This window comes from Mesorhizobium sp. M1169, assembly GCF_040318345.1.
GTDB lineage: Bacteria > Pseudomonadota > Alphaproteobacteria > Rhizobiales > Rhizobiaceae > Mesorhizobium.
On the sequence record NZ_JAMYME010000029.1, the window covers coordinates 19,710 to 39,816 of the forward strand.

At 62.4% G+C, this 20,107-nt stretch carries 20 protein-coding genes; 9 read left to right on the top strand and 11 right to left on the bottom strand.

Translation table 11 applies throughout. The features are described 5' to 3' along the window. The first annotated feature begins 157 nt into the window (after nucleotides 1-157). The gene (locus NKH41_RS23905; protein WP_352503727.1) at nucleotides 158-1,015 is read left to right on the top strand and encodes a protein-L-isoaspartate O-methyltransferase family protein; all 858 of its coding nucleotides are present in this window, start codon (nucleotides 158-160) and stop codon (nucleotides 1,013-1,015) included. 91 nt (nucleotides 1,016-1,106) lie between these two features. Here NKH41_RS23905 and ftsH read toward each other — a convergent pair whose 3' ends face one another. The 4 genes from ftsH to NKH41_RS23925 all read right to left on the bottom strand — a co-directional run bounded on the left by ftsH (nucleotide 1,107) and on the right by NKH41_RS23925 (nucleotide 6,167). Then, nucleotides 1,107-3,041, bottom strand: a complete 1,935-nt coding sequence (gene ftsH / locus NKH41_RS23910; RefSeq protein WP_352771844.1) for an ATP-dependent zinc metalloprotease FtsH — start codon at nucleotides 3,039-3,041, stop codon at nucleotides 1,107-1,109. Between the two features lie 462 nt (nucleotides 3,042-3,503). Beyond that, nucleotides 3,504-3,866, bottom strand: a complete 363-nt coding sequence (locus tag NKH41_RS23915; protein WP_352503729.1) for a hypothetical protein — start codon at nucleotides 3,864-3,866, stop codon at nucleotides 3,504-3,506. 514 nt (nucleotides 3,867-4,380) lie between these two features. After that, nucleotides 4,381-4,998: a glutathione S-transferase family protein gene (locus NKH41_RS23920; protein WP_352470919.1), complete on the bottom strand. Its 618-nt coding sequence runs from the start codon at nucleotides 4,996-4,998 to the stop codon at nucleotides 4,381-4,383. Between the two features lie 68 nt (nucleotides 4,999-5,066). After that, nucleotides 5,067-6,167 carry a pyridoxal-phosphate dependent enzyme gene (locus NKH41_RS23925; RefSeq protein ID WP_352771846.1) on the bottom strand — a complete coding sequence of 367 codons (1,101 nt, stop codon included), beginning with the start codon at nucleotides 6,165-6,167 and terminating at the stop codon, nucleotides 5,067-5,069. A gap of 87 nt (nucleotides 6,168-6,254) precedes the next feature. On the opposite strand from NKH41_RS23925, the gene NKH41_RS23930 reads away from it, so the two are divergent. The 6 genes from NKH41_RS23930 to NKH41_RS23955 all read left to right on the top strand — a co-directional run bounded on the left by NKH41_RS23930 (nucleotide 6,255) and on the right by NKH41_RS23955 (nucleotide 11,761). Next, on the top strand, nucleotides 6,255-6,737 hold the full coding sequence (locus NKH41_RS23930) for an Lrp/AsnC family transcriptional regulator (RefSeq protein ID WP_352503731.1): 483 nt from the start codon (nucleotides 6,255-6,257) through the stop codon (nucleotides 6,735-6,737). Between the two features lie 270 nt (nucleotides 6,738-7,007). After that, on the top strand, nucleotides 7,008-7,670 hold the full coding sequence (locus tag NKH41_RS23935; protein WP_352490781.1) for a TetR/AcrR family transcriptional regulator: 663 nt from the start codon (nucleotides 7,008-7,010) through the stop codon (nucleotides 7,668-7,670). Between the two features lie 111 nt (nucleotides 7,671-7,781). Continuing rightward, complete coding sequence (locus NKH41_RS23940; protein WP_352771848.1) at nucleotides 7,782-8,645, top strand: TauD/TfdA dioxygenase family protein; 864 nt, start codon at nucleotides 7,782-7,784, stop codon at nucleotides 8,643-8,645. Between the two features lie 24 nt (nucleotides 8,646-8,669). Then, the gene (locus tag NKH41_RS23945; RefSeq protein WP_352771849.1) at nucleotides 8,670-9,617 is read left to right on the top strand and encodes a carbohydrate ABC transporter permease; all 948 of its coding nucleotides are present in this window, start codon (nucleotides 8,670-8,672) and stop codon (nucleotides 9,615-9,617) included. Next, entirely contained in the window at nucleotides 9,607-10,443 is an 837-nt protein-coding gene (locus NKH41_RS23950; RefSeq protein ID WP_352470924.1) for a carbohydrate ABC transporter permease, read from the top strand. Before NKH41_RS23945 ends, NKH41_RS23950 begins: the two co-directional genes overlap by 11 nt. A gap of 28 nt (nucleotides 10,444-10,471) precedes the next feature. Next, a complete protein-coding gene (locus NKH41_RS23955; protein WP_352771851.1) occupies nucleotides 10,472-11,761 on the top strand; it encodes an ABC transporter substrate-binding protein in 1,290 nt (429 codons plus the stop codon). 406 nt (nucleotides 11,762-12,167) lie between these two features. Here the strand turns inward: NKH41_RS23955 and NKH41_RS23960 are convergent, their stop codons facing one another. Next, the gene (locus NKH41_RS23960) at nucleotides 12,168-12,641 is read right to left on the bottom strand and encodes a phosphatidylglycerophosphatase A family protein (RefSeq protein ID WP_352771853.1); all 474 of its coding nucleotides are present in this window, start codon (nucleotides 12,639-12,641) and stop codon (nucleotides 12,168-12,170) included. Nucleotides 12,642-12,913: 272 nt separating this feature from the next. Between NKH41_RS23960 and NKH41_RS23965 the strand changes: the two genes are divergently transcribed. Next, a complete protein-coding gene (locus tag NKH41_RS23965) occupies nucleotides 12,914-13,540 on the top strand; it encodes a CDP-alcohol phosphatidyltransferase family protein (RefSeq protein ID WP_352771855.1) in 627 nt (208 codons plus the stop codon). A gap of 55 nt (nucleotides 13,541-13,595) precedes the next feature. Here the strand turns inward: NKH41_RS23965 and NKH41_RS23970 are convergent, their stop codons facing one another. The 6 genes from NKH41_RS23970 to NKH41_RS23995 all read right to left on the bottom strand — a co-directional run bounded on the left by NKH41_RS23970 (nucleotide 13,596) and on the right by NKH41_RS23995 (nucleotide 18,848). Continuing rightward, nucleotides 13,596-14,615, bottom strand: coding sequence for an LLM class flavin-dependent oxidoreductase (locus NKH41_RS23970; protein ID WP_352771856.1), 1,020 nt, complete (start codon nucleotides 14,613-14,615; stop codon nucleotides 13,596-13,598). A gap of 12 nt (nucleotides 14,616-14,627) precedes the next feature. Further along, nucleotides 14,628-14,834 (bottom strand): hypothetical protein, encoded by a 207-nt coding sequence (locus NKH41_RS23975; RefSeq protein WP_352490787.1) that lies wholly within the window; start codon nucleotides 14,832-14,834, stop codon nucleotides 14,628-14,630. 18 nt (nucleotides 14,835-14,852) lie between these two features. Next, nucleotides 14,853-15,995, bottom strand: coding sequence for a DegT/DnrJ/EryC1/StrS family aminotransferase (locus tag NKH41_RS23980; protein WP_352490788.1), 1,143 nt, complete (start codon nucleotides 15,993-15,995; stop codon nucleotides 14,853-14,855). Between the two features lie 254 nt (nucleotides 15,996-16,249). Further along, nucleotides 16,250-17,173, bottom strand: coding sequence for a carbohydrate kinase family protein (locus tag NKH41_RS23985; protein WP_352771858.1), 924 nt, complete (start codon nucleotides 17,171-17,173; stop codon nucleotides 16,250-16,252). Beyond that, entirely contained in the window at nucleotides 17,170-17,616 is a 447-nt protein-coding gene (locus tag NKH41_RS23990) for an RbsD/FucU family protein (RefSeq protein ID WP_352449103.1), read from the bottom strand. The genes NKH41_RS23985 and NKH41_RS23990 overlap by 4 nt, the downstream gene beginning before the upstream one ends. Nucleotides 17,617-17,618: 2 nt before the next feature. Then, on the bottom strand, nucleotides 17,619-18,848 hold the full coding sequence (locus NKH41_RS23995; RefSeq protein ID WP_352771860.1) for an ROK family transcriptional regulator: 1,230 nt from the start codon (nucleotides 18,846-18,848) through the stop codon (nucleotides 17,619-17,621). A gap of 229 nt (nucleotides 18,849-19,077) precedes the next feature. Between NKH41_RS23995 and NKH41_RS24000 the strand changes: the two genes are divergently transcribed. Next, nucleotides 19,078-20,094, top strand: a complete 1,017-nt coding sequence (locus tag NKH41_RS24000) for a sugar ABC transporter substrate-binding protein (protein ID WP_352449223.1) — start codon at nucleotides 19,078-19,080, stop codon at nucleotides 20,092-20,094. The last annotated feature ends 13 nt before the right edge of the window (nucleotides 20,095-20,107 follow it).

Genomic DNA, 20,107 nt, shown 5'->3' on the forward strand with positions numbered 1-20,107 from the left:
ATGGTTTACAGTCTCGCGGAGGGCGCTCGGCGAGACCGCGCTCGGTCGCAAACGGACAGCGCGCGTCGCCCCGTCCATACGAGGATAGGCGCCCTTTGCCGTCACTCGGTTTTCTGAGAGCATGATGGAGTACGCGCAATCCGGGAGCCGATACTCTATGCCAACAGAAATCGATGCTAGTGTAGCGCGCCGGTGGTTTGCCGAAGACCTGCGTGTCGCATCACCTGTCTTGCACAATCCTGCGGTCATCGAGGCCTTTGCAAGGGTTCCGCGCGAACACTACCTTGGCGACGGGCCATGGCGTATCCATTCGAGATTGCAAATCGGGGCGGTCCATACCAGCCCTTCAGCCGCACTTCATGAGATCTACCACGACGTTCTGGTCTTGCTTGACGAAAAACGCGGACTGAACAGCGGCTTGCCGTCGCTTTGGGCACTGGTTTTCGACCATCTGAACATCACTCCCGGCCAGACCGTCCTTCAGGTGGGCGCCGGTGTCGGCTATTTCACCGCCATCCTCGCTGAACTGACGGGTTCTGAAGGACGCGTGATTGCATATGAGATCGACGAAGAACTAGCTCGGCGCGCGCAAGGCAATCTCGCTCATTATGCGCACGTCGAAGTGACGTGCGGTGATGCAACGCAGGCAATTGATCTGCCAGACCTCGATGTCGTGATCGCCTTTGCCGGAGTGACGCACGTGCCGGAACGGTGGCTTTCAAATTTGTCCGACGCTGGCCGGATGGCATTGCCGTTCACGGGTGAAGACCGACGAGGTTTCATGATGCTTCTGGAAAGGGCTGGCGATACGTTTCCCGTACGATCACTTGTGCCATGCGGATTTTACCCCTGCAGCGGAGCCAGGCGAAGTGACGAAGAAAAGGCCTTGATGGTCGCCCTCAAGGCTGCGCGAGGCAAGGTCACCCGTCTCGCGCAATATCACCGAGGGCGACCGAAAAATGGCATCGAGAACGCTTGGTTGGTGACCGACACATACTGGATTTCGAAAGCCTAGAGATCAATGTCCATCTCGCGTGTCACCGTCGTAGCGTGCGGCAAGGCTTTCCACGAGCGATCTATGCCGGCGGGAGCAGTCCGAAACATCATTATTGCGTCCGAAATTTCCCCGATCCGCGCGTGGGGATTGCAGCCGCGGTCCTGGCCGGCTGCAGCACAGCCTTCTTCTTATGCGAAGACGGACTGGAACTATACTGCGCAGCATGATCAGCCGTCGAGGCGTCTCCGACCAGCGCCGCAAGGTCAGTCTCATCGAGCGTCTCGGTCTCGAGCAGCCTGCGTGCCGCCCTTTCCAGCACGTCGCGCCGCTCGGTGAGCAGGCTGACGGTTCGTTCGAACGCGGCCTCCACACTGTCGCGCACTTCCGCGTCGATGGCATCGGCGGCGGCTTCGCCGTAATCGTGCTCGCGCGGTCCGCCGGCGAGCGGGTTGGGGCTCAGGAAGGAGCGTGGGTCCTTTTCCAGCGCCACGTGCCCGAGTTTTGCCGACATGCCGTAACGCGTCACCATGGCGCGCGCTATGTCGGTTACCTTGGCGAGATCATCGGCGGCTCCGGTGGACAGATGGCCGAATACGATCCATTCGGCCGCCCTGCCGCCGAGCAGCACTGCCATTTTGTTGTCCAGCTCCTCGCGTGTCATCAGGAAGCGATCCTCGGTCGGACGCTGGATAGTGTAGCCGAGCGCGCCGACGCCGCGTGGTATGATCGACACCTTGTGCACCGGGTCGACGCCAGGCAGCGCCATGGCTACCAGCGCATGACCCATTTCATGGTAGGCGACGATCTCGCGCTCCTTCGGGTTCAGGAGCCGGTTGCGTTTCTCCAGTCCCGCGACGATGCGCTCCACCGCATTGTTGAAATCTCCCATCATTACCGCATCCGCCTTGCGGCGCGTGGCGAGCAACGTCGCCTCGTTCACGAGATTGGCCAGGTCAGCACCGGTGAAACCGGGCGTCAGCGCCGCCACTTTTTCCGCGTCGACATCCGTCGCCAGCTTGGCCTTGCTCATGTGAACCTGCAGGATCTTGATGCGACCCTGCTTGTCGGGCCGGTCGACCAATACCTGGCGGTCGAAACGGCCGGCGCGCAGAAGTGCCGGATCAAGGATCTCAGGACGGTTCGTCGCGGCCAGCAGCACGACGCCGATCTGTGGATCGAAACCGTCGAGTTCGACCAGAAGCTGGTTGAGCGTCTGCTCCTTTTCGTCGTGGCCGCCGACCATGGTCCCGCGGGCGCGGCCAAGAGCGTCGAGCTCGTCGATGAATATGATTGCGGGAGCCTTGGACCGCGCCTGCTCGAAAAGATCGCGCACGCGCGCGGCCCCGACCCCCACGAACATCTCGACGAACTCCGAACCGGAGATCGAGAAGAACGGGACCTTGGCTTCGCCGGCGACGGCCTTGGCGAGCAGAGTCTTGCCCGTGCCCGGCGGTCCGACCAGCAGCACGCCTTTGGGCATGCGGCCTCCGAGGCGGCCGTATTCGCCCGGGTTCTTCAGAAAATCCACAATCTCCTGCAGCTCGGCCTTGGCTTCATCGACCCCCGCCACATCGTCGAACGTCACGCCGGTATTGGCTTCGACATAGACCCTGGCCTTGCTCCTGCCAATTTGCATCAAACCTCCGACGCCGCCGTCCATGCGTCTTAGAAGCAGCATCCACAGGCCAAAGAAGACGAGCACCGGCACAACCCAGGAAAGCAGGTCGCTCAGGAAGGTGCTTTCGACCTGGCCGGTCACAGTGACACCGTGCTCCTGCAGGTCACGGGCGAGGTTCGGCTCGACGCGTGTGGTGATGAATAGCGGCCTGCCGTCTTGCGGCTCCTTGAAGCGGCCCTGGATGAAGCGGTCCGAAACCTGCACCTCGGCGATTTTGCCGGCGTTCAGCAGGGTCTCGAACTGGCTGTACGGAATCTGGGCGACGTGCTGCGTCGTGGCATAGATATACTGGACGACCATCACGCCCACGAACGCCGCGACCCAGTACCAGATATTGAACCGCGTCTTTCTGTTGCTCATGTCCATGGCGGCCTCCACAGGGAACCGGATATAGGTCGCCAAGCCCACGCGGCATCGGTGCAGGCCAGGTACGGCGCAAAAAAGTGGGAAGCCCAGACCAGCCGGCGACGATACTGGGTCTGCATTGTCCTTTCCTGCGCGGCATGCCCGGCATGCCGTTTTCCTCCGCCGGATAGACCCCCTTCAAAACGTCGTTGAAATGATGGCTGACGGCCGCATTGCACTCGCAGGCAAGCGCCTGCGACCGGTGGCGGTTGCTGCTCTGCAGCAACGCCAGGCAGTTCCAGACAACATCTGCGCCGGCATGCGGCCGCTTTTCCGCATCGCAAGGATTCAACACTCAGGCGAGAGCCGGACCTATGGAACCCTACATGAATGGACGCGGAGAGAACGCGCCAGTCCTCGCCCGCCGGCGAGTTCCTCGCCGGCGGGCGGATGCCTCGGATGCAGAGAGTGGCCGCGTTCAACTCAAAGTCGATCGACGGATGCTGTAAAACCGGTGACCGCGATACTTTCGATTTCACGACCGCGACCGGCGCCGGGAAGCTTCTCCAATTGATCCAATTGGCGCAACGCGTCCATGATGGCATCGAAGCTGACCGGTTCAGTTGCTCCCGGCGGCATGCGCAGCGCCGGCACCGATTCCACTGCACAGGCATCAGATGCCCATGACGAAAGGATTGCACGCTTCTCCTGGAAGTCCAGCGTCACGTCGGTCAGCACGTTCTCAGGTCGCTCGAAATGCCGTGCCGGATGGAGCAACCGGTCAAGAAAAACATCAGGGCCCTCTGGCCCGATTGGGGGAAAACTCGTCGAAATGGCTCCTTCCATCGATAGTCCTCCGCTTTGAATAGTCTCCTCTGTTGACGTCGTCTGTGGTGGCTCTCGCGATTTCCACCAACTGAAAATTTTGGAGAGTTTCGACCAAATTTCAATGGCCCCGCAACGCCACATCCTCGCAGTTCCGCCCGCCATCAACATTTTTTCGAACCGGTGAAACAATCGGCGTGAATGTCAGTTCTTGCGCCTGGGACAAGTCGCGCGGCAGCGCCAGGGCGGTCGGGCGGGAGAACCAATCATTTCTTACATTTCCAGGAAGCGACTGTGCATTGGCTTGGTCGCAGGAATTTTGATGCTCTCGGCTGGCGGCTTTGCTCCGGTTTCAGTACAGGAAATCCCGAATGACTTCGGCGCAATCCTGCGTCAGAAGCTGCCGGCCGTGGTCGCGAGCCCGGGCAAGATTACCGGTTTCGCGCTCTATTATCGAGGCCGACCAGCAAATGGCCGCGAGAATGCCTGGCTGATGAGGGACACATGCTGGAACTCGAAAGCCTGGCGATCGATATCAATCTCGCGTGTCGCCGCCGTAGGGCGTGGCACGCATTGAAGGGCGTTCCACGAAGGAGCTATACCATTGTGCCAGTCGTGGCCTTCCCTGCAGGAAGTCGGGCAGTCCGCGGAATTCCAGCCAGCTTAGACAAGTGGCGAGCGCGATGTGGCCGACATGGAGCGGCGCGTCGAATTCGACCTCGCTTTCCACGAAGTCATAGGATTCGATAAGCTTCATCGTCATGCCTGCACCCAAGGCGGGATAACGCAGATGTTCAGGGCGACGCTCGTTTTCCCAGCGGATGGAAATGCCTGCGTCGCACATGCCGCCGGCAAGCGCCTGGAGGCGCAGGGCGGACCATTTGGCCCGCCCTGTTTCGGGGATGAGCCGACGACTGCTTTCAAGGTTGTCGAGATAGTCGCAGATTACGCCCGAATCGAAGAGAGCATAGCCGTCGTCGACAACGAGAACGGGCACCTTGCCAAGCGGATTGATCGCAAACACATCATCGTTGCGATTGATGGGGCTCGTCTCCTGATGAATGACGCGCAGACGTCCGGCAAGCCCAGTCTCGTGGGCAAAGACCAGAACCTTACGCGCGTAGGGAGAGTGGGTCTGGTAGATGAGTTTCATGGACCCGTTCTGCGTTGGGTCTGGAATGCGGACATATCGAGCAGTGCGTGGCCCAGCCGCTCTTCCGTTCAATGATCCCGGGTCCGGTGCCATCGTCCTGCGTCCTTCTCCAGTTCGGCCTCGGTCACGATAATGAGCACCCGGCTCGATTCGTCGAGCGCAAGCTCCTGCGACAGGCCGTAAGCCGCGACGGCGGTGGCGAGGCCGGCGAGGCCGGCGGCACCCGACGGGGTTGTGTCTGGACCGTTTGCCTCACGAAGCCGGCTCTTCGCGTCGGCAAGCGCCGCTTCGGACACGGTTATGACCCGAGCGTTGCCTTGGCGCAGTACGTCGAGCGCCGATGCCGCTGCTTCGCCACAGGCGAGCATGTCTGCCGATGTCTTGAGATCGCCGGGTATCCGAACTGAGCGTGCTTGCGACAGCGCGGCCGCGACGCAGGCTGCGGCCTCTGGTTCTACCACGACGATCATGGCCGGAGGCATCAGCCAGTCCTTCAGCCCAGTCGTCAGGGCGGCGGCAAGTCCACCGACACCGGCCTGCACGAAAAGGTGGCTTGGCCTCAGATGGCCAATCTCGTCGACTTGGCGACGGATTTCCGCGGCAATCACGCCATAGCCAGCGACGACATCAGCGACCGCTGGATCATCCGGGTCGCTCGAGGTATCGGCCACCAGAATGCCTTCCCCGGCGCGGGCTGCCGCAGAGGCCCGATCGACGGCATCGTCATAGGTGCCGTCGACCCACACGATTTCGGCGCCTTGGGACTCGACACGCCGCACCCGCGCCGCAGGAACGCCCGTATGGAGGTATATCCTTGCCCTCCCGCCGGCAAACTTCGCCGCCGCGGCGACGGCAAGTCCGTGATTGCCGGCGCTGGCCGTGATTAGCGCCGGCAGCGGCGTCTGGGCCCGCTCTGGATCGAGCAGTTCATCGATATCCATCCCGGTAGCGCGAGCGAGAGCGCACAGACCGGCATAGGTGCCGCCGAGGGACTTGAAGCTGCCCAGGGCACGGTGGCCCTCGTTCTTGGCAAGCACCTGGGTCACATCCAGGCTCGCAGCCAGGCTTGGCAGGTCGAGCAGCGGTGTCGGTGCATAAAACGGCGACAGGCGCTGTAACAGCGCCGCAATGAGATCAGGGCCAAGGCCCGGCTGTGTGTCTGTGGTCATGAGGCGAAATTCTATTCCCGAAACGATGGCGCTTGGCGCCTATTGTCGTTGCCCAGCTGCCTGATTTCGTCATAGATGCCTGTCCAAATGACGAAAACCGCCGCCCTCGATCGCTTCGACCATGTGCTGCTGTCGCTGGTTCAGCGCGACAACCAGATCCCGGCGCGGCGTCTCGCCGAGCAGGTCGGGCTTTCCCAGAGTGCGGTCCTGCGCCGCCTGCGCCGGCTGCGGAAGGATGGCGTGATCGCGGCGGATATTGCCGTCATTCGTCCGGCGGCCGTGGGCCTGCCGCTAACCATCCATGTGCTCGTTTCCCTGGAACGGGAGAGCGCTGTCGAGTTGGACGCCTTCATCGGCAAGCTCCGCGGGCGCTCGGAGGTTCGTCAGGCCTGGTATGTCACCGGTGAAGCCGATTTCGTGCTCCTCCTGCAATTGCCGGGGATGGAGGCGTACGATGTCTTCGCGCGGGAAGTCTTCCACGCCAATTCGAACGTGAGGGCGTTCCGCACCATCGTGACAATGCGGGAAGTGGTTGGCGCAGCGGATGCGCAGCCACTATCCACTGCCTGAGTTGCGGCGTGCCCCCGGCAAGCTGACTGCCCTGCTTGACCCGGAATTCTAGTCAAGGGCGCGAACCCGATTGAAGTTCGCTACACGCATCCCGTATCTACTCACCCGCCGCACCGAGCTAATCGCTGCCGCCAAGATGCTTCGCGAATGTCTGCCCCTGGCGCAAATTACTTCCACTCGTGCGTAGAAGAATATCCATGTATGAAACGGGGGGTGCAACTCGCTCCCGTATACTGATCGTCCAACGGCGGCATGAATTTCGGAAGGGATATGAGAGCCAACACTTCAGGATCTCCCGGTGATGAGGCGCACTCTACCCGCAGCAGAATCAAAGAGGTCGCGGCCGAGTTCTATGTCCTGCGCGGCCACGATGGTTTCAGCTTCGGCGATATAGCGACGGCAATCGGCACGACGCGCGCCAACATCCATCATCACTTCGGCAACAAGCGTCAGCTGATGGAGGAATTGATCGCGGACTTCGCCGCCAACGCCGAGGCCCGCATCAAGCGCTTTTGGACGACCCCCGATATCCGGTTCTTCGACCGTCTCGATATGCAGCTCGAGGATCTGCGCCGCTTCTACGAACGTTTCAACGCTGAGAAGGGAGCCCGCAATATGTGGAGCCCGCTTTCGCGCCTTCGCCACGACCTCCCGGTTCTCGGAGAACCAGCGGAACGTGCCCTGGAGCGCGTCAATCGGGTCTATGATCAGAGCCTGCGTCATGCGGTGGACCAGGCGGTGAAGGACGGAGAGCTTTCCTCCCACACACTCAGGAACGAACTCGTGCACATGCTGCGCATTACCCTTCTGTCCTGTCCACCGATGACGCAGGACACCGGAAGCTTCGACGAGGTCGCCAGGACCTTCGCAGCGCTCGCCGCGATCATCCGCGCCGCTTGGCAGGATGCGGGAAAGGGCTCGGATCGAGGCTAGACATGGGGTGGATCAAAGCGAGGGTGAGTTGACAGCCTTTGGCTTTCACATTACTTACTTGCAGGTAAGTCAGCCCATGATGGCGACGAGGCGCGTATTAGGGAGGATCACGTGCTGCGCGATGATGCATTCACCCGTTTCGAGGTCAGCCCCTTCACTGGTGCACTCGGTGCGGAAATTCGCGGGATCGATCTGGCGAGCGCGAACGAGGATGCCTTCCAGGACGTTCGCCGCGCGCTCTACAAATATCATGCGCTCGCCGTGCGCGATCAGGAGCTTGACGCCGCTGGCGTCCACAAGGTCGCCCGCCGGTTCGGACCATTTAGCGGCAATCCGGTGCACACGCCGATCGACGGCTTTGACGATATCGTGCGCTTCGTGCGCGAGCCGGACGACACGGGCAAAGTGATCGGTGAGGACTGGCACATGGACCTCGCCTGGCTACCGAAGCCACCGGGCATTACGATTCTCTACGGTGAGGAGGTGCCGCCGGTTGGCGGCGACACCTGCTTCTCCAGCCTCGAGAAGGCATATGACTCGCTTTCGCCGCGGCTGGTCGAGATCCTGCAAGGCCTGACGGGCGTCCATAGCGGCCGCGGGGTCTTCGCCATCAACGCGGCCCACAGCCGGCTCGGCGTCAAGGCCGATGTCGAGGCGATCGAGAATGCCGTCGTCGAGCATCCTGTGATCTGTCGCCACCCCGAGACTGGCCGGCGCTATGTCTTCGTCAGCAGCGTGATGACCAATTTCAAGGGGATGACGGAGGAAGAAAGCAAGCCGATGATCGACTTCCTGATGGCGCGGGCTGTCCGGCCCGAGTTCAACTGCAGGCTGCGTTGGGAACCGAAGACGCTCGGTATGTGGAACAATCCCCATGTCCTGCACACCGCCATCAACGATTATCCCGGATATCGCCGGGTGATGTACAGAACAACGGTGGAGGGCACCGTTCCACTTGCCGCCAGGGACGGCTGACGCACAACCGCTCAGGGAGGAGCAATGGCATTTGGTTCCGAGGCGTCCGTCGGCCACAGGGGGGAAGGGGCGGCGGAAGCGGCTGGCGAGACCAAGAGGCGGCGCTTCGCGTTTTCGCCTGCCTACCTCTATGCGACGCCCGTGCACCTCCTGGTGCTTGGGATCATCGTGCTCCCCGCGATCTTCGTCCTGTGGCTGAGTTTCGAAGCCTCGTCATTCGGCCAATCGGCAACTTTCGTTGGCTTCGATAACTATATCCGCGTCCTCACCGATCCCTATTTTTGGGGTTCGGTCTGGAACACGGTCCTCGTCGTCGCCGTGGCGGTTCATATCGAACTGCTGCTCGGCCTTGGCCTGGCCCTGCTTTTCGCCTCCGGGCTTCCCCTCCAGCGCGTCATGCTCGTCGTGGTGCTCGCTCCCTACGCCATCAGCGAGGTGACGGCGGTCGCAATGTGGCGCTTCCTGTTCGATCCAGACGTCGGCCCGATCACGCTGATGCTGCGATACACCGGTCTGCCGACGCTCGACTGGACGTTCATCCCTTCTCACGGCCTCATCCTCGTCGGCCTGCTCACGATCTGGCTGCACCTGCCATTCACATTCATCATCCTCTATGCGGCACGGCTCGCGGTTCCGAAGGAGCTCTACGAGGCTGGGCGCACCGACGGAGCCAATGCGTTCCAGCTCTTCCGCAACATCACGCTGCCGCTTCTGGCGCCAGCGATGCTGATCGCGCTGCTCTTCCGCTACATCTTCGCCTTCCGTCTCTTTTCCGAGGTCTGGCTCCTGACCCAGGGCGGCCCGGCACGCACGACCGAGGTCGTTTCCGTTTATCTTTATCAGGAAGGCTTCCGCTACAACTCGTTCGGCACGGCGGCCGCGACGGCATGGATGATGGTCGTCATCTCGCTGCTGCTTGCGACTGGCTATGTCTGGCGGCTGCGCAAGGAATCCGTGGCCAATGCGTTCTAGGCGTCTCGCCATCGGTGCCGGAAAGACGCTCGCCGTTGCGGCAATCGTCGTCTGGTCACTGTTTCCGATCGGCTTCATCGTGCTCTCGTCGTTCAAACCCGGTCGCGAGATTTTCGCGGTTCCACCGGAGCTCTTCTTCGAACCGACCTTCGAGCACTACGCCTCGCTGTGGCAGCGCTGGCCGGCCTTTTTCGACGGGCTCGTCAACAGCCTGGTCATCACCACCGGGGCGACGGCGCTTGCCGTTATGGCAAGTCTGCTCGCCGGTTTTGCCTACTCGCGCTATCGAGGCGTCCGTTTCCTGGAGGGATCGGTGATGTTTCTGATCGGATCGCGGCTGATCCCGCCGATCGTCGTAACGCTGCCACTGTTCCCGGTCGTCAATCGGCTCGGGCTCAACGACACCCATCTGGTGCTGATCCTGCTCTACGCGACCTTCTTCGTCTCGCTCGGCACGCTCCTGATGCGCACGTTCATCGACCAGGTACCGCGCGAACTCGACGAGGCGGCCGTCCTCGACGGCGCGCGGCCGCTGACGATCCTTGTGAAGATCATCTTGCCGCTCGTAGCGCCCGGCATGCTCGCCGTCGCCGTCTTCGTGGTCGTCTTCGCGTGGAACGAGTTTCTGTTCGCCTATATCTTCACCGCCAACCACGCCAAGACCGCGCCTCTGGTCCTTTCGGAGATGATCAGTTCGATCGATGGCGTCGACTGGGGCGTCCTCTTTGCTGCCTCTACCGTCCAATTGCTGCCGGTTCTCGTCTTCGTGGTCCTGATGAACCGGTTTCTCGTCGCCGGATTGACCGCCGGCGCGACCAAGGGGTGACGACGTCACCGAGAAAGGGAGGAAGACAATGCCTTTGCACATGACACGCAGAGCCCTGCTGACGACGGCGATGGCCGCCGGCGCGACGGGTGCCTTGGGTCGGTTGGCCCATGCCCAGGTAAAGACGCTGAATGTGCTTTGCCATCGCGTCCACCAAGCCAACCTGACGACCGGCGCCGCCGGCAATGTCATCAAGCCCTGGGAGGACAAGAACAATGCCCAGATATCCTGGACCACGCTTGACAGCAATCCGCTCCAGGACCGGCTGTTCCGAGAGGCGAGCCTGAGCGAGACCGATTTCAACATCGGCTATGTCATCGACAACCGCATGACGTCGCAGATCGCCTCGCTATTCGAGCCGCTAGACGATCTCCGGAAAGCCGAGCCGATCGAGGATTTCGACGATATCGCCGAGGGCCTGCGCCACTCGATGACCGTCGGCGGCAAGCTCGTCGGCGTTCCGGTGCGCCATGCCACGCAGGGGCTTTTCTACAACGAGGAGCTGCTTCAGGAGGCCGGCATTTCGGCGCCACCGAACACGCTGGAGGAGCTGGTCGACCAGGCGAAGAAGCTGACCTTCACCTCCAGGTCCGGCACGCCCGTCGTCGGCATGATCCTTGCGAGCGACCTCGCCGTCTTCCCGGTCATGTTCGCCCGCGCCTTCGGCGGCGATTTCATCGACAAGCAGTTCAAGGTGGTCCCCGATCCGGAGGCGATGGAAAAAGGCCTGTCCGCGCTTGCCGACCTCTTCAAGGCCGGCGCGCTCCCCCGCAGCTATGCCACAACGCGCAACGACGACATGGTGACGTGGATGCAGCAGGGGCGCGCGGCCTTCGCGGTGCTGCCTTTCGCCCGCTACGCGCAGCTCAACAACAAGGAACAGTCGACCGCACCGGGAAAGATCAAGGCGATCGAGTTCCCCGGCTCCAAAACCCTCGGCAGCGGTCACGAAATGCATCCGGTCGTCGAATCCTGGGCGATGGCCATTCCCGCCAATTCGACGGACAAGAAGCTCTCCTGGAGCTACATCTGCTTCGTAGCGAGCAAGGCCGCCACACTCGACATGGCGCGCAACGGCAATGGCCCCGTCCGAACCTCGACCTATGCCGAGCCGTCGTTCGCCGGGTCGCTGCCGCAGGCGAAGGTCGAGGCTGCCGCGCTCGCCAAAGCGCGACCGGCCTTCCCGGCTTTTCCCGAAGCCGCTCGCGCTCAGTCGACGTTTCTCGAGGAGGTTCAGCTCGCTGTCCTCGGTCGCAAGAGCCCGAAGGAAGCGGTCGCCGCCATTGTCGATCGCGTCAAGCCGCTGATGCCAGCGTAATCGTACGGGCCACGTCGCCAAGTCGCCTGGTACTTGCCAGGCGACCAACCGGCGAGGATCAGCACGGTCGTAAAGTGCTCGTCGGGTGAGGCGATGTTCCATGGTGCTGAATTCGATCGCGTGAGCTCAGGACTGCCTGGCAGTGCGCTGGCGCAGATAGCAGGTTCATCGAACCGCCGCCGATATCCCACCACACGGCATAGGCAATGGCAGACCGTCGGATGCCTTCTGCGTTCCGATGCCAAGGGCGCAGACGGCCAGCGCACGAAGCCCGGCCGCTACGACTCCCTTGCCGATCCCATCGCCTGGAATGGCCGCGATCCTGTGGCTTCGCATCGGTTCGGTCTCCCCTTGTGGCGCTAAACTCCGATGGACCACCGTGGCCTTGGCAGACCGAATGTCGCCGTTACCGCAAATGGTCAATCAAGCCGTTCAGCAGGAGCAGCAACGCCCCAGCGACGACAGCCGCGGCCGCGTCGTCCAGCATAATGCCGGCCCCACCCCTTACCTTGTCATGCATGATACGGATGGGCCAAGGCTTGACGACGTCGAAAAACCGGAAAGCAACGAAGCCTGCTGCCCACCAGAGTGGGTCGAGCGGCAGCATGGAAACTGTCACGGCAGCGCCGAAGGTCTCATCGATGACGACGATCTGCGGGTCCTCCGTCCCGGTACGGGAGATGACATGCGATGACGCCCATACGCCGACGACGAACAGGGCCGCATAGGCAAGCACGGTCAGCCAAGACGATGCAGGTATCAGAGCCGCCGCAACAGCCACTCCAACCATTGCGCCGGCCGTGCCCGGCCATATTGGAGATAATCCCGCGCCGACAGAGGTCGCGAGCAGATAGGCAAACTTGGGTGGAAATTTATGCATCGAGTTTCGGCCGGCTTCCCGAGGATTGCAAGCAATCATAGTCACATCGTTCGGGTGCGGCCGCCAGACCGCCGGCCGATTTGCTCCGTCAGCTTCGTGAGCACCTTAATCCGCCGGCCGCATTCGCCAAAAGAGATCGCTGTTGCGGCGACTTGGGAATGTCGTGAGCCCGGCCTCGGCCCGCTTTGACCAATTGGAGCGGTAGCGATGGTGGAACAAACCCGCAAATTGCTGGTAAAGCTCGGTGAAACGACATCATCAGAGGAGCCGCCATGATCGCCGGTCTCATGAAAAGTCGCATCGACCCACTGTGGGAGCAGGCCGCTTCTCCGCTGATCGGGATCGGCATGACGCCGAACCAGGTTACGGCCAGCGGGCTGGTGCTCGTCGCTTTGTCCTCGGCGGCCTACGTCTACCACCATTCAAGCCTTGCCTTTGGCCTTTGCCTGGCGTTTGCCTTCACCTTCGATGCGCTGGACGGTGCGGTCGCCCGCCGGACAAATATGAGCACCAAGGCCGGTGGCTATTTCGACGCCGTCGTCGACCGCTATCAGGAATTGGCCGTCTTTGCGGCTATCGGCTGGGTCGCCGATCTGTGGGCGATCGCAATGTTCGCGTTCGCCGGCGGGATCCTGACCAGTTACGCCAAGGCGCGGACGGCGCTGGAAATTCCCGTGGAAAACCATGGTTGGCCGGATTTCTTCGAGCGGATGGAACGTCTGGTGTTCATTTGCGTGCTGCTCGCCGCCGACGGAGTCGCGACCGCCATGGGCGCGGCTTCGCCCTGGATTCTGGCGGGCGGGTTCGCGCTGTACGCAGTGCTGGCCAACGCCACAGCCCTGCAACGGATCAGTCGCGCATTTGCGATGCTGAAACGAGCCGACGGGAAGCAGCCGTGAGACCGCAAGAACACGGGCATCGTACGATCGCCCTGACTTTTCGAACAAAGTCGCGTCAGCGCCAGCCCAAGCCAGGGGCGACATGGGTCAGGATCGCCTCGATGACATGGGCATTGTAGTCGACGTCGAGCTGGTTGGGGACGGTAAGCAGCAGCGTATCGGCCTCGGCGATGGCTTCGTCGCCCTTTAGCTGCTCGATCAGGACGTCCGGTTCGGCGGCATAGGAGCGGCCGAACACCGCGCGTCTGTCTGCCTCGATGTAACCGAAATGATCTCCGCTCTGGTTGCCGCCGAAATAGGCCCGGTCGCGATCGTCGACCAATGCAAAAACGCTCCGGCTCACCGACACCCGCGGCTCGCGCGTGTGTCCGGCCGCCTTCCAGGCCTCACGAAAAGCCCTGATCTGTTCGGCCTGCTGGATGTGAAACGGCTTTCCGCCTTCATCGAATTTGAGCGTGGAGCTCTGCAGGTTCATCCCCAGCCTCGCCGCCCATTCCGCCGTGGCGTTGGTGGCGGCGCCCCACCAGATGCGGTCGCGCAGGCCCTCCGAGTGTGGTTCAACGCGAAGCAGGCCGGGCGGGTTGGGAAACATCGGCCGCGGGTTGGGCTGCGCAAAACCTTTGCCCAGCAACACTTCGAGCAGCACTCCGGTGTGTCTGCGGGCCATGTCAGCATCGCTCTCGCCCTCTTGCGGGGCGTAGCCGAAGTAGCGCCATCCCTCGATTACCTGCTCCGGCGAGCCGCGGCTGATGCCTAGCTGCAGACGCCCTCCGGCGATCAGATCGGCGGCGCCGGCGTCCTCGGCCATGTAGAGCGGGTTCTCGTAACGCATGTCGATCACCGCCGTGCCGATCTCGATTCGGCTGGTCTTTGCGCCGACCGCCGCCAGCAGCGGGAAGGGCGAGGCGAGTTGACGGGCGAAGTGATGCACGCGGAAATACGCGCCGTCCGCACCCAGCTCCTCGGCCGCGACCGCCAACTCGACGGACTGCAAAAGCGCGTCGGATGCCGTCCGCGTCTGCGATTGCGGCGAGGGCGTCCAGTGCCCGAACGAGAGGAAACCAATCTTCTTCATGAAATAGCCAGCCTAGGAAGGTGCCGCGAATGCGAGCGCTATCGCGATGAGGATCAACAGCGGTCCCATCCATTTGAAGCGAGTCCCAAAGTTGGTCCACCATGCTTGCTGCTGGCCGGGGCGAGCTTGGAACGGGTCCGCGAGAAATCCGAAGCCGACGCCAGCCATCCACAACCCGGCGCAGAACATGATGAACTCGTCGATGTATTCCGCGACCATGCTTCGAAGCTTTCGAATTTATGCCGCCGCTACATGCGCCGAATTCGAGCCGATATAGTTTCGGATCGTTTCGATGATCCGGTCCTGGTCAGCCTCGCTCAGATAGGGATGCATCGGCAGGCACAGGATGCGCTTCGGCAGCTCTTCCGAAACGGCAAGGCCGGTCGGCGTGCGCGGATAATCGCGATAGGCAATCTGGCTGTGCAGCGGTTTCACATAGTAGATGACCGACGGAATGTCCTTTTCACCGAGATGTGCCTTGAGCCCGTCGCGTTTCGGCGTTTCGATGGCGTATTGCGCCCAGGCCGAGCGGCCGCCGCCCAGATTGCGCGCCGCCTTGACGATATCGCCGAGACCTTCGGCATAGCGATTGGCGACCGCTTGCCGCGCCACCATCTCGTCCTCGAGGATGGCCAGCTTCTCTATCAGGATCGCCGCCTGAAGCGTGTCGAGCCGTGAATTGATGCCGACGCGGACATTGTCGTATTGCGTCTCGCCCTTTCCGTGGAAGGCGAACGAGCGCAGCTGTTCGGCCATCGCATCGTCATTGGTGAACATCGCACCGCCGTCGCCATAGCAGCCGAGCGGCTTTGCCGGATAGAAGCTGGTCGAGCCGACGGTGCCGAACGAGCCGCACATCTTGCCGTCAGCCGAGCCGCCGGTCGCCTGCGCCGCATCCTCGATGACCATCAGGCCTTCGCGATCGGCGATGGCCATGATCGCCTCGTAATCGGCGGCGAGGCCGAACAGGTCGACGGGAATGATTGCCTTCGGCCTCAGCCGGCCCTCCGCCTTGATCATGGCAATTGCCGCCTCGAGGCTGGCGATGTCGATATTGTAGCTGTCGGCATCGACATCGACGAACACCGGTTCGGCCTTGGTCAGCGCCACCACTTCGGCCGTGGCGGCGAAGGTGAAGCTCGGCACGAACACCGCGTCGCCCGGGCCGATGCCGGCGGCAAACAGCGGCAGCAGCAGCGCATCGGTGCCGTTGGCGCAAGCGACCACGTGCTTGGTGCCGATATAGGCGGCGAGCTTGTTTTCGAATTCGGTGACCTGCGGTCCGAGAATATAGCGGCCTTCGTCGACAACCCGGTCGATTGCCGCTTTCAGCCTGTCGCGGATGCGTTCGCGCTGCGCGCCAAGATCGATGAACTGCATGTCGGCCTCAAACGGTTTTAGTCAGATAACCGGCCGCTGGTAGCAGACTTGGTACGGCCGAGAAAGCCGCAGGGCAAAAACCCTGAATTGCTCAAGTGTCGCAGCCTGTTACCTCTGATTTCCGATCTGCCCTCTTAAACGCGGGGAAATGCGGGCTTCGGCCGGCCTGATACAGGCTTCGCATCCCGCCCGCCAGGCTGGACGAAACATAAAGTGATCGTCGGTGAGCAGTCCATGGGCTGCGCACCAGCCGGTCAAGTGATTTCATGCCGCCATGGCGGGTTGGCGCCGGCCCGCGATACCGTCACCGCCGCCGCCTTGGCACCGAGCGTAAGCGCCTTGTGGATGGCGTCTTCCGGCAAACTGGCGATTGCCGTCTTCGACAGCAGACCCTGTTCGTGCAAGGAGGCAAGAATGCCGGCATTGAATGTGTCGCCGGCGCCGACCGTATCGACCACCTCGACCTTGTCCGGCACGACCGTGACCCGGTGCTGGCTGCTGTAACCGACCGCGCCTTCGCTGCCGTGGGTGACGACGATCAGCTTCGGGCCGCGATCCAGCCAGTTGCGGACGACGTCCTCATGCGAGCCGGCTTCGCCGAACCAGTTCAGATCCTCGTCCGACAGTTTCACGACGTCGGCCATCGCCATCATGCTGCGGATGCGCCTGAGGTGCCTGGCCTTGTCGGGAATGAAGTTTGGCCGGATGTTGGGGTCGAGCATCATCACGCGGCGCTCATGCTCGCGCCGCATGAACTCTTCATAGGCCGACCCGGCCGGCTCCGAGATCAGGCTGATGGCGCCGAACAGCATGGCCTCGATCTCGCTGCCGAGTTCCGGCAAGTCCTCGATGGTCAGCATGCGCCCGGCGGTGTTCTCGTCGTAGAAGGTGTAGGTCGCCTGGCCGTTGGTGAGCCGCACGAAGGCGAGAGTAGTCGGACGCGGCGAGGTGTGCGCATAGGTGGAACTGACCTTGCTGGCCTTCAGCGCCTCCCTGAGCTGGCCGCCGAACAGATCCGACGACAGGCCGGAGAAAAAGGCAGCGGGCGCGCCGAGCCGGCCTAGCGCAATGGCCGAGTTGAAGACGGCACCGCCGACATAGGGGGCAAAGGCCGGCTCGCCCTCCGTCGTGGTCCGCGGCAGCATGTCGATCAGGGCTTCGCCGCAGCAGAGGATCATGAAGTCTTGCTTTCCGGCGGATAGATCACGCCCTTGCGAATGATGATGTTGGCGTAGAGCCGCGGCTCGCTCGTCGCGACGATCGCGTGCGCGGCCTTGACCCGTGCATAGAAGTCGGCACCGGCAAGCGCAACCACCTTGCGGCCCGGCGCACGCCTGGCGCAGATCGCTTCCATCTCATGGTGAACCGGATCGGCGAGCAGGGGATCGCCTTTGGCCGAGGCGCGAAACAGCGCCTGCGGCACGGCGTCGTCGACCGGCAATACGCTCAATACCGCATCGAGCACGGGGACGAGATGATGACCGTCGGCGCGGACCAGCCGCTGTGCCTGCTGCTCGGCCGGGTAGTTGCCGTCGACCAAGGCGATCTCGTCGCCATGGCCCATGGCGCGCAATATCGCCAGAAGCTCGGGGCCGAGCAGCGCCGGGATGCCGATCAGCATGCTCAGAAGCTCCGGGAAATCGTGGTCGAGCCGATGAGGAAGCGCTCCGACAGCGGCAGGCTGGCGCCACCCAGCGCCCGCGCATGGATGCCGACGGTTCCCTCGCGAACGGCCGGCAGCCTCAGGCCCTCGCCGTCGATCCGGCCGATTGCCTGGATAATGGCATCGACAAGCCGCCTGCGCACGGCAAGCGGCATCCATCCGTCGATCACCGCGGCTTCGAAGTCAATGACGGACGAGGCCGAAACGATGGCATAGGCAAGCGCCTGCGAGGCGCTGGCGATCCAGTCGTCAAGCTCGGCGCCGATCTCGCCCCAGTCCCCCGGTGATGTCCACAGATGCGAGGCCTCGATGCCGCGCGCGTTGAGCGCCTTTTCCAGCATGGCGATCGACGCCACGTCGATCAACTGCGTCGGCTTGCCGTCCGGCCCTGGCACCGGCATCGAGCCCAGCGCGCCGGCATTGCCGGTTGGGCCACCAAACAACCGGCCGTTCAGCACGATGCCGCCGCCGGCAAAGGCACCGATATAGAAATAGACGAAATCGCGTGCCGCACCCGCCGCGTGGCCGAACACGAGTTCGGCGCCGCAGGCCGAGGTGGCGTCGTTCTGCAGATAGACTGGAAATTCGCATTGCGCCTGGATATCGGCGCGGATGTCGCGATGGCGCCATTCGTCCATGATTTCGCGCGGTGCGCCGGCGGTGTCGGCCCAGTTCCACAATTCGAACGGCATGGCGATGCCAAGCCCGGCAATGCGTTTGTCCTGCGCCGGGGTGAGTTCGCCGCGCATCTTCTTCATGCCGCTTGCGACGAATTCCACCGTTTCGCGCGGCGCCGGATAGCGGTAGGAATGCTGCAGCATAGAGCGCACATTGCCGAGGAAATCGATCAGCACCAACTCGGCGCTGCGGCGGCCGATCTTCAGGCCGATGAAATAGGCGCCGTCGGGATTGAGCGCCATGGGTATCGAGGGCTGGCCGATCTTGCCGCGCAACGGCGCCTGGCGGACGAGCAGATCGTCCTCCTCCAGTTCGCGCATGATGACTGACACTGTCTGCGCCGAAAGGCCGGTCATACGTGCGATGTCGGATTTGGCCAGGCTGCCGTGCTGGCGCACCAGCGACAGCACCAGCCGCTCATTGTGGTCCCGCATGCCGCTTTGATTGGTGCCGCGGTGCAGGCGGCTTTCGGCCGCATCGGGCGAGCCGTGCCTCGTAATGCCGGTCTCCACCCTGTTCCTCCCGTCGTTTCCCCTCAATGCTTTTGGTCTAGAGTGAGTGAACGATCCTGCGTTGTCAATAATAAATAAGAGTGATTTAATTATTGACAGTGCTGGCGGACTGGTGTCTCTTGAGTGTCGGCGCCGACACTGGGAGATTTCGTCGGACGCGCTGCAGATGCCGGTTGGCCGGCATCCTAAATGGTTCCATGGGAGGAAAATCGTGACCACGTCAAAACTGTTGAAATCCACCGTGTTTGCCGCGGCCGGACTGAGCCTGATGGCCTTTGCGTCGACGGCATCGGCCGCCGGGGTCGGCGCCTGCTTGATCACCAAGACCGACACCAATCCCTTCTTCGTCAAGATGAAGGAAGGTGCCGCCGCGAAAGCCAAGGAAATTGGTGTCGATCTGAAGGCCTACGCCGGCAAGGCGGAAGGTGACAATGAGGGCCAGGTTGCGGCGATCGAATCCTGCATCGCCGACGGCGCCAAGGGCATTTTGATCACCGCCACCGACACTGCGGCCATCGTGCCGGCGGTGAAGAAGGCGCGTGATGCAGGGGTGCTGGTGATCGCTCTGGACACCCAGCTAGAGCCTGCCGACGCCGCGGATGCGACGTTTGCGACCGACAATTTCAAGGCCGGCGAGCTTATCGGCTCCTGGGCAAAGGCCACCTTGGGCGACAAGGCTAAGGACGCGCACATCGCCTACATGGATCTTATCGCCAGCCAGCCCTCCGTCGACGTGCAGCGTGATCAGGGCTTCATGAAGGGCTTCGGCATCGACCTCGGCGATCCCAACAAGATCGGCGACGAAACCGACGCACGCAATGTCTGTCACGATCTGTCGAGCGGCAATGAGGATGGCGGGCACACTGCCATGGAGAATTGCCTGCAGAAGGATCCGGATATCAACGTCGTCTACACCATCAACGAACCTGCGGCCGCGGGCGCCTACCAGGCGCTGAAGGCCGTCGGCAAGGAGAAGGACGTCCTGATTGTCTCGGTCGATGGCGGCTGCCCGGGTGTCAAGAACGTTGCCGAGGGCGTGATCGGCGCCACTTCACAGCAATATCCACTGCTCATGGCCTCGCTCGGCATCGAGGCGATCAAGACCTTTGCCGACAGCGGCAAGAAGCCTGAGCCGTCGCCCGGTCTGAACTTCTACAACACCGGCGTGACGCTGATCACCGACAAGCCTGCCGCCGGCATCGAATCCATTGACACGAAGCAAGGCCTCAGCAAGTGCTGGGGTTGATTTGATCCCCTGA